This window comes from Pseudomonas sp. PS01297, from assembly GCF_029959305.1.
Classification (GTDB): domain Bacteria; phylum Pseudomonadota; class Gammaproteobacteria; order Pseudomonadales; family Pseudomonadaceae; genus Aquipseudomonas; species Aquipseudomonas helleri.
Window position 1 is genome coordinate 36390 of sequence record NZ_JASCPQ010000011.1, and the last position, 12997, is coordinate 49386.

Consider the following 12997-nt stretch of genomic DNA (forward strand, 5'->3'; position numbering starts at 1 on the left):
CTTCACAGTACTCGTTCGAGGAAACGTTGGGTTCGGGGGTCGGCGGGGCGGCTGAAAATCAGCTCGGGGTCGCCCTTTTCGACGATTCGCCCGCCATCGGTGAAATACACCGTGTCGGCGATTTCGCGGGCGAAGCGCATCTCGTGGGTGACGATCAGGCAGGTCATGCCGCTGGCGGCAACATCGCGGATGGTGTTGAGCACTTCCTTGACCGTCTCCGGGTCGAGGGCCGCGGTCACTTCGTCAAACATCATCACGTCGGGGCGCATCGCCAGACTGCGGGCAATCGCCACGCGCTGCTGCTGGCCGCCGGACAACTGCCCTGGGAAGGCACCCTGTTTGTTTTCCAGACGCACCTTGGCCAGCAGCTCAATGGCGTAGGCTTCGGCCTCTTGCCGTGACTGGCCGAGCACTTGAATCGGCGCCAGGGTGATGTTGTCCAGTACGCTGAGGTGCGGGAACAGGTTGTAGCTTTGAAAGATCATGCCGACGTGGCGGCGCAGGCCGGGCACGTCGAGTTGCGGATCATCGACGCGGATCCCGCAGACCTCGATGCGCCCGCTGTCCACCGGGGTCAAGGCGTTGAGGGTGCGCAACAGGGTGGACTTGCCCGAGCCGGACGGGCCAATCAGGCAGGCGATTTCCGAGCGCCGAACCGACAGTGAAATGCCCTGCAAAATGGGCTGGTCACCGTAGGATTTGTACACGTCCTCCAACTGGATTTGCAGCGGCTGGCTCATGAGTACAGGCTCCATTTGCGCTCCAGGTACCGTGAGTAACGGGAGATCGGGTAGATATAAATAAAGAAGGCGACGAACACGTAGAGGTAGGCAGGCAGCAGCAGGTCCGGGCGGGTCTGGCCGGTGAGGCGCAGTTGCAGGCTGGTCATCAGTTCTTCTACGCCCATCAAATTGGCCAGCGAGGTGGCCATGGTCACGGCGCAGTACAGGCTCATCCATGGCGGTACCATGCTGCGCAGGGCCTGGGGCAGAATCACCAAACGCAGGCTTTTGCGCCGGGGCAGCGCCAGCGAGGCGGCGGCTTCCCACTGGGCCACGGGGATCGAACGAATGCCGCCGCGCACGATCTCCGAGACGTAACCGCTGCCCGCCAAACCGAGCCCGAGGGCGGCCTTGAGCCAATCAGGAATCTGCCACCAGCGGTCCAGCGCCTGGAACTCAAACGGCAGCAGGTTCATCACCAAAAACACCACCACCAGCCACGGCGCATTGCGCAGTAACTGGGTCAGCAGCACCGCCACCTGACGCAACCCGCGATGCAGCGAGACCTGCAAGCACCCCAGCAGCGTGCCGAACACCGTCGCTGCCAGCATCGCCACCACGCCCATCAGAATGTTCAGGGCAAAACCGCGGGCCAGCGCGGGTGTCCAGTTCAGCAACAGCGCAATGATGTCGCGATAGGCCCAGGCCACCGCCCCCACGCCGACACCCGCCGCCAGCCACAACACGCCCAGCGCGATAAAGCGCGAGGCGTTGAGCGGTGGGCGGATGCGTTGAGACAACAGAGTCAAAGGGCTCATCGGCTGTGATACCCCGGCAGGCGAAAGCGCGCTTCGATCCGCGACATCAACAAGGCACAACCGCCGAGCAGGATGAAGTACATGAGCAGCAACACCTGCATCATCTCGGCGACGTTAAAGTTGTCAGTCCAGATGCGGTTACAGGCGTAGAGCAACTCCGGCACTGCGATGGCGTAGGCCACCGAGGTGGACTTGACCGCCTGCGCCAGGCTGTTGCCCAACGCGGGCAAACTGTTGCGCAGCGCCAGCGGCAAGATCAGATGGCGAAACAGTTTGCGCCCGTGCAAGCCCAAGGCTTGCGCGGCCTCAATGGTCGAGCGCGGCACGGCGTCGATGCTGCCGCGCAGCGCCTCTATCTGAAAGGCGCCCGAGTGCAGCCCGAGCACAATGACTGCCCACTGGAAGTTACCGATCATGCGCACCGCATGGCCATCGGCGTCCTCGACCATCGGCAGCAGCGAACCCAGGCCGAAATAGAAGAAGTACAACTGAGCCAGCAACGGCGTATTACGAAACAGCTCGACATAGGCGGTGACCGCCTGACGCACTGGCCGCCACGGTGAAGACTTCAACGCCACGCCCAGCACGCCGATCACCAGCGACAGCAGCACGCTGGCAATCGCCAGGCCCAGGGTGAAACCCAGCCCCAACAGAAAACGCTGGGCGTCGGTCGGGTCCCAGAGAATACTCAGGTGAAAGCCCTGGCCCTCAAGCCACGGCCGCACATAGCGTTCAATCACTGGCCAGCACTCCCCTGCGCATAACGGGCGTGCTGCTCGGCCACCCAAGGGTTGGCTTCGATGCCGTATTTTTTCTCAAGCTCAATGATCAGCCCCGAGCGATGCCAGCCTTCAACCACTTTGCCGAGCAAGGCTTGCAGCTCAGGTTGGCCCTTGCGCAGGGCGATGCCCCAGGGGGCGGCATCCTGGCTGGGCAACTTGATTTCGTAGTCTTGCCAGTTCGGGTCTTTGGCCAGCTCGCGGTAAAACACGTCATCGGCAAGGGTGCCCAGGCAACGCCCGTCGGCCACGGCTTTGCGCACTTCGGCGTTGCCGGTGTAAGAGGCAAAACGTACGCCGTAACGCTCCTCGTAAGGGCGCACCCAAACGCTGGCAGGGTTGGAGCACAGCACCTTGCCGCGCAGGTCTTCCCAGTGTTCGAGGCGAGTGGTTTTGGGGGCGAAAACCGTGGCCGCCGAGCTGTAATAACCCGGCTCGACAAAGTCCACTTCCCGGCGACGGCTCGGGGTGTCCAGCAGCGAGGTCACCAACAGTTCACAGCGCCCCTGATTGAGGAACGCCAAGCGGTTGACCGGGGTGACCAACACCAGTTGCAGGCCCAGGTCCTTGCCGGTGGCCTGCTGAAGCTGGTGCTGCAGATCCAGCACCAGGTCGTAGATCAAGCCGCTGTGGTTGCCCTCGGCATCGATGAACTTGAAAGGCGGGAATTCCTCGCCGGTGCAAACGCTCAGGCTGCCACGGGACACCGCCCGCTCCAGCAGCACCTCGGCCTGTGCCACGCTCCAGCCGAGCAGTGCCAACAGGCCAAGACTCAGGCGCAGCAGCGTGCGGCGAACGGATAGAAACTCGAGTACAGCGCGCACATGGTGCATGTTGAGGCCCTCGCTAAAGAAGTGGGTGAAGGTGAGTTGGCGAGGGTTAGCCCGCCGCAAGCTCGGCGGCGTCCAGACGCACGGCCGTGGCATACCCGGCGCGGGCGAGGCGCTCGGCGACCACTTCCACAGGCTCGGCGTCGCCGATCAGCACCAGCACGTGATGCGTGTCCGCAGGCAGCCCGGCGGGCAAAACCGCGCCCTCGGCGCTGCTCACAGGCACGGCTGGGGGCAACTCTTCTGGCAATTGCACGGCGTGGTCCACCGCAAAAAAGGCCAGCGGTTTGGCCTGGTGAGCCTCGACGACTTGCGCCAGTGACACCTGCTGTACCCCAAGGCTTAGCGGGCCACGGTTGTTCACGTCGTAGGCTTCGCTGTCCGGGCCACGAAACACCGGCGCGCCACGGTTTTCCGGGCCATCGACGCCGATGCCATAGATGTGCAGGTGAACGGCCAGCTCATCGCCGTCGACCTGGATGGTGTGGTAATCGCCTGCGGGCATGTACAGCACATCGCCCGCCACGATCGAGTGCTCGCCGCGCTTGCGCAGTTTGCCTTTGCCCGGCTCCGAGCCATCGTCGATGCGCTCAAACAGTACGTTGTGTTCGTTGCCAGACACCCCGGCAATCAGCGCCCACGACGGGTGCCGATGCGGCGAATTGCTGGCGCGTGCTTTACCCACCAGCACGTACAAAGCGTTGCGCCGGTCGGCGTCTTCGCCCAGGCGGTAGAAGCCGCTGGCCAGTTCGCTGCGAAACGGATACTGCTCGGTCGGGAACAATTCGGGCTGTGCGGCGAGATTGCGTAACGCCTCGCGGGCGGCGTCGATCTGCTCGGCAGTGTTGTGCTCGGCGCCCAGGCCTGCGGCCCAGACAGCGTCGAGGGTGTGGCGAACGGCGGTGGCACGTTGATGAATCAAGGACATCACTCAGGCTCCATGCATCACCGTCCGATCTGCTCGGACGGCGCATTGAAAAGGGGGCGTCAGAACTTCACGTTGAGGTTGGCGTAGTAATAAGCGCCTTCGTATCCGCCGGGTGACAGCAGCGAGTAAACGGTCCGGCTGTTGGTGTTCAGCCGCTGTTTGTTGACCTTGTCCGGGAAGCTGTCAAAGATGTTGTTGCCACCCACATCCACCCGTACGTTCTTGGTCACCTGGTAGCTGACGCTGGCGTCGGTCACCCATTGGGCGCCGAACGTCTGGTCGTATCCGGGGCGTGGCGGCTTCTGGGCATCGGCCGATTTGAACTCGCCAAAACGTGTTTCCGAGATGCGCAGGCCCCAGTCGCCGTAGCTGTAATGCGCGGTCAGGTTGAGCTTGGAGCTGGGCGCGGCGTCGGTGATCAAGTACTCCGTCTCGCGGTTGACCAACACCGCGTTGGGGTTGATGGCCAGCAACTGCGAAGGCGTTTGCGGCAGCTTGAGAATCTCGGTGTCGTTCCAGTTGTAACCGCCGCTGAAGGCCAACCGGCCGTATTGCTTGAGGTCGAACACGTAGTTGCCCACCACGTCGACGCCTTTGGTTTTGGTGTCCAGGCCATTGGTGTAGAAGCTCGCCGCGCTCACGTCATAGCCCAGTGGGTTGAGGAAACCGCCCAGGTTGGTCTGGTTCTCGGACAGGGTGACGCGGTCACGCAACTTGATCTGATAAACATCCACAGTCAGCGACGCATTGGGCAACGGGGTGAACACCGCGCCCAACGAGAAGTTGGTCGACTTCTCGGGCTTGAGGTCCTGGGCGCCAAGCAGACGCGCAACCGGGTGGTCGACCGGGAAGGTACGGCTGTCGTACATCACGCTGCCGTTCCAGGTGCTCTGGGTGTACGAGTGGCCGATCTGCCCAAGGCTGGGGGCGCGAAAGCCTGTGTTGGCGGTGGCGCGCAACGCAAACATCGGGTTGAACTCATAGCGCGCCGACACCTTGCCGGTGCGGGTCGAACCGAAGTCGGAATATTTTTCGTAGCGTGCTGCTACGCCCATTTGCAGCTTTTCGGTCAGGTTGTTTTCCAGGCTCACATACAGCGCCTTGACGTTGCGGTCGTAACTGCCGGCATCCCCGGGCTGGTAGCCGGGGAAGCTCTGCGAGCCGACGCCCGCACGCACGTCATAACCCGGCGCCGCAGGGCCAAAGCCTGCGTTGGGATTAGGGCCCGGGTCTACACCAGGACCACGGCGCGGCACGTCAGTGAACTCGTAAGGCCCACGGGCCCAGGACTGGTACTCACCGGCGTTGACGTCATAGTTTTCCTTGCGCCAGGCCGCCCCCGCAGCGAGGGTCACGGGGAAGTCCGTGAGTGACCATTGCAGATCCTTGACGTAGTCGAGGGTCAGACTGGTCTGGTCGGAGGTATACTCGCCGGCGTGAAAACGGCGCTGGCTGTCGGGGCCGAACGAAGGGTTGATGGAGTTATTGAGGATGTATTCGATGTCGCTGCGCCCGTAGCTGGCGGCCAAATCGAACTTGCCGATATCGTCATCGCCAAAGCGCGAACCGAAGGTGGCCTCGTAGTCTTCGCTTTTGAGGTCCAGCCACGGCTGGAAGCCTTCCGGGTACACCGACAGCCAGTTACGGCCTTGCTGGTCATACGGGTAGCGATAGGCGTTTTGCGAATGGCTGATGCGGTGCCCGTAGGTGGCGAAGCCATAGAGCTGCACCTGGTCGGTCACGCTGCTCTCGGCGTTGAGCGCCAGGTTGTAATCATCCAGCGCGGGCGAGCCGGTGGCGTATTCGCGGTTGGCCGTGGCTTCGCGCGGGTCGTTGGCATTCCAGAAGTACACGCTGTCATCGGTCTTGCCGCTGGGGTAGGTGCGCTTCTTGTTGCTCCAGTCGCCGCTCAGGGTGAGGAAACCATCGCCCGGCAAAGTGAAGCCTTTCCAGGTCTCGACGTTTTTGCTGAAGCCATCGCCTTTGGTGAACTTGCCCATCGTCGTGTTGACTTCGCCGCCGCTGTCGCGCTCCTTGAGCACGACGTTGATGACCCCGGCAATCGCGTCCGAACCGTATTGCGCCGACGCACCATCACGCAGTACTTCGACGCGCTCGATGGCGCTGATCGGGATGGTGTTGAGGTCGGCGGCGTTCGAGCCGCGACCAAAAAACGGTTTGTTGTTCACGAAGGCCGAAACGTGCCGACGCTTGCCATTGATCAGCACCAGCGTCTGGTCAGGCGACAGCCCGCGCAAGGCGGCAGCCCGGAAGCTCGACAGGCCATCCACGCCGTTGACCAGCGGGTAGTTGAACGACGGCACCAGCGCTTGCAGGGCTTGGCTCAAGTTGGTGAAGCCGGTCTCCTGAATCGCATTGGCGCTGATGGTGTCGACTGGCGAAGAACTTTGCAGCGCGGTCAGGTCAGTGCGTCGGGTCCCCACCACCACGACCTGATCCAGCTGCGGTGGCACCTGCGCTGCCGAAGGCGCCAGGGCATAAATCACAAAGCTGCCTTGGGCGGTCTGGCGTGCGGCCAGCCCCGAGCCTTCGAGCAGCTTGTTCAGCGCTTGCTCCACCGACAGGCTGCCGCGCACCGAACGGCCCTGCTTGCCCGCCACCAATGCCTGGGGCGCCAGCACGTTGGTGCCGGTTTGTTCCGCCAGTTGGTTGAGTGCTTGTTGCAGAGGTTGTGCGGGCAGGTCGATGCTCTGCGCCACGGTGACAGCATCACCGGCTTGCGGCGCGGCGTAGGCGACGCTCCCGAACAGAAGACCACCAGACAGAATCGCAGTACTTAACAGCGTTAATTGAGGTTGAAACATTTATGAGCTCCCTGGCCATCATTTGTGGTCCTCGAAACAAATGACGTCCAGGTTTCAAACAGCCTCAGGTTATAAAACAACAATCGATAAGATCATTTTGATCTTTATATATGCCCGTGGTCAGGGCGCTTGCCAACCGCGACGGGCCAACTCGGCAGCGCCTGCGGGCAATGCCTGGGCGCCACCCAATTGTTCGGCGAGCAGTGCCAGGTGGGCGGCATCTTCCAGGGCGACCAGCAAACGCGCAGCCCCCAACACGCCCTTTTCACTCCAGGCGAACGGGCCGTGGTTGGCGAGCAACACCGCTGGCGCGGAGGTGTCGTCGCGCAACAAATCGATCACCGGCTGAGAGGCATAACGCGGGCCCCACTCGCTCACCGGGATCTGCTGGTCTTCACGCAGCAGGCCCAACAGACCGGAGCTGTACGGGCGCAACGGGCGGCGGGCAATCGCATGGGCGGTGAGGTACAGCGAGTGGGTGTGGATAACTGACGTGGCCTGTGGGCGCTCGCGCAAGATCGCCACGTGCAGCGCTGCGACTTCCTGCAGATTGGCGGACAACGTGCCTTGGTGCGTGCGCAAATCGAAATCCAGCAGGACCGCCGTGCCGGCGTCAGGGCCAGCCAGAGAAGCAATCAACAGCTTCTCTTGATCCCCTACACGCAGGCTGATATTGCCCGCATGGGTCGGCGAAAGGGTTTGCGTATCAATCAGCAATTGGCGTGCTTGGGCGAAGGCTTGTTCAAATTGTTGCAACGCCAGCAAAGGGTCAGAGACAGGCCGGGATTCTTGAAGGGTCATAACGGTTCCTGAAGGTTCAGGGAGGGTGAAATTACCCCCCTTGATTCAGGGACGTTTAATCAGCGGATTGCCTCAGGTCGGCTGCGCAAACTCTTAGCGGGCGCGGATATCCACACTCTGATCAGGATTGATAACCAGATTCAGCGCAAACAACTCCGGCAGCAAATGCAGCAGCTCATCAGGCTTGGCCAGTGAGAACGACCCACTGATGCGCAACGCCCCCAGCTTGCTGTCATGAATACGAATACGCCCGCTGCGATAGCGTTGCAGTTCGGCCACCGCTTCGGCCAGGGTCTCGCCAGAAAACACCAGACGCCCGTCACGCCAGCTCACTGCCTGGGTGGCGTCCACATCGCGGATGCCATCGACAAACAACCCATGCCGCGTGCGCAACTGCTGGCCACGGGTGATTTGCAACGAATCGGCTTCGTGATCCGGCGTCACCTGAACCCGCCCTTCAAGCACGGTGACTTGGTTACCCTCCTGCCACTGACGCACGTTGAACACCGTGCCGAGCACCCGCACCCGGGTGTCCAGAGACGTGACTTCGAAGGGAATATTGGCCTGGTGAGTGACTTCGAACAGGGCCTCACCCTGAACCAGTTGCACCTCTCGCGAACGCAGCCTGCGCACGAAATCCAGATGGGTATTGGTATTGAGCTGCACCCGGCTGCCGTCGCTGAGAGACACCTCACGGTGCTCGCCCAAGCCGGTCACGTATTCGCCCTGGGACAACACCGGGTTGACCCACCACAAGGTCAGGCCAACCCCGAGCATCAGCACCAGCGCACTGCTCCATGTGGGCCAGGCCCAGCCACGACGGGGGTTGCGAACGGCCGGGGCCTGCGCAGCAGACGCCGGGGCCAGGTGGCGCGGGTAGCGCTGGCGCAAACTGTCGAGTGAGGCATCCAGCGCGACAACGGTTTGCCGCTGGGCTTCATAGCAGCGCCGATTGTCGTCACTCACGGCCACCCACTGCTCTAATTCCAGGCGAGCGTCCGCTTCGCGTTGTGGGTCGCCGCAACGGCTGCGCGCCAGTAAGCGATTAACGTAATCCGAGTCATTTAAAGGCAAGTTCATCGCCTGATTAGAGTGCTAGCAAAGCAGCAATTAAAGACAAGTAACCCACCTCGGTACGCGCATTAATCCATAAACTCCCGGCAAATTTTTAAACCCAACGCCACATGCTTCTCCACCATGCTGGGCGAAATGCCCATGCTGGCGCCAACCTCGTTATGCGCCAGCCCGTGGATGCGCGAGAGGATAAACGCCTCGCGGCAGCGCGCCGGCATGCTATCAATGGCTTTGGACAATAGCTCCACCCGCTCCTGCCCCAAGGCAATGCGCTCCGGGTCAATGTCGTGGGACAGCGCCGGCAACGACTCGGCATCCACCCGCGACTCCAGAGATTCCATAGGCAAGCGCCGACGATGACGCGCAAGGTCGATTTTCAAATTACGGGCGATTTGCCGAAGCAACCCCGCAGGTGATCGAACCTCTTGCTCAGCGGGCAGCTTAAGCAACCGCTCAACACTGGCCTGCGCAATATCCCCGGCATCCTGGCGAGAGCTGCTGTCACGGTCCATGGATTTATAAAAGTCGGTGTAAATCGGATTTATATTTTTTAAGAGTTTATTGCTCATTAATCACGGCATCGTCAGTGCGATGCGGCTCCTGCTGGAGCAGGCAGAACCGGCCATCGGAAAATGAAAAGTGCATATCCGGCGGCCCGGTTTTTATAGCCTAACGAGCATTTTTTTAGATATGAAATAACTGTTTGGCCTAGCCGTGTTGATTTAGCTCATAACGCCTTACTCATCCAGCTCCACGTAGCTCGACTCCCCGCCCCCGGTCGCACCCGATAACCAGCCCCAGACAAACTCCAGTGTGGTGCGCCCGGCGTGATCCACACCGACTGTGCCCCGCGACCAACCGGCCAGCAACTCGCCCTCTGCGGTCAGGCATTGGTACAGCAACTCGATAGTGTCGGGGCCGGTGGCGCGACCGACCAAATGCCCCGTGCGGATATGCCCGCCCTGGTAAGTCCCGGTGATCGCATTGCCATCGACGTGGTAGTGGAACACCGTGCTGGCGTCGGATAACCCGCTGGCGTTACTCGCCACGGCAAACCGGCGATTGTTCATGCGTTGGCTGATGTTTTTAAAGGTGCTGTCCATCGATTTTCGAGCTCCTGATTGCCTGCGATCTGCATAAAGTGGGTCGAAGGGTTTGAACGTAGAAAGTTGGGTAAAACAACCAAAAAACCGTAGCCATCCCTCGAAAAGCGGCTTTGGATTCGGCTTTACAGGCGTCATGCCATAAAATGGCCGGTTGCCGAAGAACCGTCATGACTCTGGCCATGAAGGGCTTCCATCCTTAACAAATAAGTGTGGTCAAGATGAACAAGCCTTTCATTTCGCTGTGCCCTGAAATTACTCGGGCGCACGCGCTGACGTTGATGGATTGGTTGGAGGATGAACGTGTCACCTGCTACCTGAGCGATTCTCGTCATGTTTCGCGCTCCATTGGGCACGCCATTGATCGGACACAACTGCCGATCCTGACTCATCTATTCAACCAGGGCGGCCGGTTCTTCATGGCCTTTGACAGGCATGACGCTCCGGTCGGCTTTGTCCGTCTGATCAAAACCGGCCCGGATTGCGAGATAGTCCTGGTCATCGGAGACAGCGACAAATGGGGCCGCAACCTTGGCGCCCGCACGATCCAGGAAGGCATGAAACTGGCCTTCCTCGACATGCGGGCCAAGAAGCTCATCGCCAAGATCCATCCGGACAACACGCGCTCGCTCAAAGCCTTTGTGCGCAGCGGCTTTGTGCTTGAGAGCGAAACGCCGACATTGAAGTCATTTTCCATGGCGGCGGGACGCTATCTCCAGCTCTTGCGCGAAGGTGCCGTGAGTAACGCCACCAAAATCTTCATTACTGAAATCGACAAGGCCAGACTCGAACAACTGATCGCGCTCGAACCAGGCCCCGCCGTCGTTGAGCTCGAACATGAGCTTGAGCGTGCCATTGTCGTCAAGCCGCAGCAGGTGCCATCCAATGTCGTCACGATGAACTCCAGAGCCTTGCTGCAGTTGGACGACGAAGAGATCGAAGTGGCCTTGGTCTACCCCGAAGACGCCGACAGCAGCAGCGGAAAACATTCTGTTTATTCCGACATCGGTGCCGCCATCCTGGGTTATCAGGAAGGGGACGCCATTGACTGGCGAATATCAGACAAGACCCGCCGAATAGAGATCAGGAAAGTGCTTTACCAGCCGGAGGCTGCGGGCCACTTCCACCTTTGATTGGGGCTTTTACTGCGTGTTGATCCATCAGGCGCGAAGGTTTACACACGCTTCGGGCCTGGCTGGTTTGTGGAAGTTTCAATGCTCAACATTCAACCCGCTGGGTGCGGGTTGAATGTGTTCACCCAATGCCGTGGAAAAACTTATTCCACCGTCACCGATTTAGCCAAGTTGCGCGGCTGGTCTACGTCGGTGCCTTTGAGCACGGCCACGTAGTAAGACAGCAGTTGCAACGGGATGGTATAGAGGATCGGCGCCAGCACGTCGTGGATGTGCGGCATGTTGATCACGTGGGTGCCTTCGCCGTTGCTCATGCCGGCTTGTTCGTCAGCGAAGACGATCAACTCACCACCACGTGCGCGAACTTCTTGCAGGTTGGATTTCAGTTTTTCCAACAGTTCATTGTTCGGCGCAACGGTGACCACCGGCATGTCGTTGTCCACCAGTGCCAACGGGCCATGTTTCAGTTCGCCCGCCGGGTACGCTTCAGCGTGGATGTACGAAATTTCTTTGAGCTTGAGCGCGCCTTCCATCGCCACCGGGTACTGCGCCCCACGGCCCAGGAACAGGGTGTGGTGTTTGTCGGCGAACAGTTCAGCGACTTTCTCAACGGTAGCGTCCATCGCCAGGGCTTCACCCAGACGGGTCGGCAGGCGGCGCAGTTCTTCAACCAGTTGCGCTTCAACACCGGCTTCGAGGGTGCCGCGCACTTGGCCCAGGGACAAGGTGAGCAGCAGCAGGCCGACCAATTGAGTGGTAAAGGCTTTGGTCGAGGCCACGCCAATTTCACGACCGGCTTGGGTCAGCAGGGTCAGGTCAGATTCACGAACCAGCGAGCTGATGCCGACGTTGCAAATCGCCAAGCTGCCGAGGAAGCCCAGCTCTTTGGCGTTGCGCAGTGCTGCCAGGGTGTCAGCGGTTTCGCCCGATTGTGAGATCGACACGAACAGGGTGTCTGGCTGTACCACCACTTTGCGGTAGCGGAACTCGCTCGCCACTTCGACCTGGCACGGGATGCCGGCCAGGCTTTCCAGCCAGTAACGGGCAACCATACCGGCGTGGTAGCTGGTACCGCAGGCCACGATCTGAACGTTGCGCACTTTGGCGAACAGTTCTTTGGCGTTTTGGCCAAAGGCCTGAACCAGAACGTGGTCCTGACCCAGACGGTTTTCCAGGGTGCGCTGGACAACACTTGGCTGCTCGTGAATTTCTTTGAGCATGTAGTGACGGAACTCGCCCTTATCGGCCGCTTCGGCACCGTCGCGGTATTGCACGGTTTCACGCTGAACGGTCTGGCCGTCCACATCCCAGATTTGCACGCTGTCACGACGGATTTCAGCGATGTCGCCTTCTTCCAGGTACATGAAACGGTCAGTCACTTGGCGCAGGGCCAATTGGTCGGACGCGAGGAAGTTTTCGCCCAGGCCCAGACCAATCACCAGCGGGCTACCACTGCGGGCAGCAACCAGGCGATCAGGTTGTTTGGCGTTGATCACGGCCAGGCCGTATGCACCGTGCAACTCTTTAACCGTGGCCTTCAGGGCTTCGGTCAGATCGCTTTGTTCTTTGAGTTTGTGTTGCAGCAGGTGGGCGATGACTTCGGTATCGGTGTCCGAGGTGAACACGTAACCCAGGCCTTTAAGCTGTTCGCGCAGGGCTTCGTGGTTTTCGATAATGCCGTTGTGCACAACGGCCAGATCCGAGCCCGAAAAATGCGGGTGCGCATTGCGCTCGCACGGCGCACCGTGGGTGGCCCAACGGGTGTGGGCGATGCCCAGACGGCCCACCAGCGGTTCACCGGCCAGGGCTTGTTCCAGTTCAGACACCTTGCCGTTACGGCGCGTGCGCTCCAGCGTACCGTTGTTGGTAAACACGGCAACACCGGCGCTGTCATAGCCACGGTACTCAAGACGTTTCAGGCCTTCGAGCAGAATGGCCGTGATATTACGTTCGGCGACTGCGCCAACGATTCCACACATAAATT

Annotated in this window: 12 protein-coding genes; 1 reads left to right on the forward strand and 11 read right to left on the reverse strand. The window is 60.6% G+C overall.

Going from position 1 to position 12997, the window contains the following annotated elements; genetic code table 11:
- Positions 1-2 precede the first annotated feature (2 nt).
- From QMX84_RS06020 to QMX84_RS06065, 10 genes are all read right to left on the reverse strand, one after another.
- On the reverse strand, positions 3-755 hold the full coding sequence (locus QMX84_RS06020) for an amino acid ABC transporter ATP-binding protein (protein WP_218580269.1): 753 nt from the start codon (positions 753-755) through the stop codon (positions 3-5).
- On the reverse strand, positions 737-1540 hold the full coding sequence (locus QMX84_RS06025) for an amino acid ABC transporter permease (RefSeq protein ID WP_153390795.1): 804 nt from the start codon (positions 1538-1540) through the stop codon (positions 737-739). Before QMX84_RS06025 ends, QMX84_RS06020 begins: the two co-directional genes overlap by 19 nt.
- Positions 1537-2280 carry an amino acid ABC transporter permease gene (locus QMX84_RS06030; protein ID WP_048373535.1) on the reverse strand — a complete coding sequence of 248 codons (744 nt, stop codon included), beginning with the start codon at positions 2278-2280 and terminating at the stop codon, positions 1537-1539. The genes QMX84_RS06025 and QMX84_RS06030 overlap by 4 nt, the downstream gene beginning before the upstream one ends.
- The gene (locus QMX84_RS06035) at positions 2277-3245 is read right to left on the reverse strand and encodes a transporter substrate-binding domain-containing protein (RefSeq protein WP_282363393.1); all 969 of its coding nucleotides are present in this window, start codon (positions 3243-3245) and stop codon (positions 2277-2279) included. The genes QMX84_RS06030 and QMX84_RS06035 overlap by 4 nt, the downstream gene beginning before the upstream one ends.
- Entirely contained in the window at positions 3199-4077 is an 879-nt protein-coding gene (locus QMX84_RS06040; RefSeq protein WP_282363394.1) for a hypothetical protein, read from the reverse strand. Before QMX84_RS06040 ends, QMX84_RS06035 begins: the two co-directional genes overlap by 47 nt.
- Positions 4078-4136: 59 nt before the next feature.
- Positions 4137-6902: a TonB-dependent receptor gene (locus QMX84_RS06045; RefSeq protein ID WP_282363395.1), complete on the reverse strand. Its 2766-nt coding sequence runs from the start codon at positions 6900-6902 to the stop codon at positions 4137-4139.
- Between the two features lie 120 nt (positions 6903-7022).
- The gene (locus tag QMX84_RS06050) at positions 7023-7703 is read right to left on the reverse strand and encodes a class II aldolase/adducin family protein (protein WP_153390799.1); all 681 of its coding nucleotides are present in this window, start codon (positions 7701-7703) and stop codon (positions 7023-7025) included.
- A 93-nt stretch (positions 7704-7796) separates the two neighbouring features.
- Positions 7797-8777, reverse strand: a complete 981-nt coding sequence (locus tag QMX84_RS06055; RefSeq protein WP_282363396.1) for a FecR domain-containing protein — start codon at positions 8775-8777, stop codon at positions 7797-7799.
- Between the two features lie 68 nt (positions 8778-8845).
- Positions 8846-9346, reverse strand: coding sequence for a sigma-70 family RNA polymerase sigma factor (locus QMX84_RS06060; protein ID WP_053225304.1), 501 nt, complete (start codon positions 9344-9346; stop codon positions 8846-8848).
- 168 nt (positions 9347-9514) lie between these two features.
- On the reverse strand, positions 9515-9880 hold the full coding sequence (locus QMX84_RS06065) for a hypothetical protein (RefSeq protein WP_282363397.1): 366 nt from the start codon (positions 9878-9880) through the stop codon (positions 9515-9517).
- 221 nt (positions 9881-10101) lie between these two features.
- Here QMX84_RS06065 and QMX84_RS06070 point away from each other — a divergent pair, with 221 nt between their 5' ends.
- A complete protein-coding gene (locus QMX84_RS06070; RefSeq protein WP_282363398.1) occupies positions 10102-11013 on the forward strand; it encodes a bifunctional GNAT family N-acetyltransferase/nucleoside diphosphate kinase regulator in 912 nt (303 codons plus the stop codon).
- Positions 11014-11156: 143 nt separating this feature from the next.
- Here the strand turns inward: QMX84_RS06070 and glmS are convergent, their stop codons facing one another.
- Positions 11157-12992, reverse strand: a complete 1836-nt coding sequence (gene glmS, locus QMX84_RS06075; RefSeq protein WP_282363399.1) for a glutamine--fructose-6-phosphate transaminase (isomerizing) — start codon at positions 12990-12992, stop codon at positions 11157-11159.
- Positions 12993-12997 lie beyond the last annotated feature (5 nt).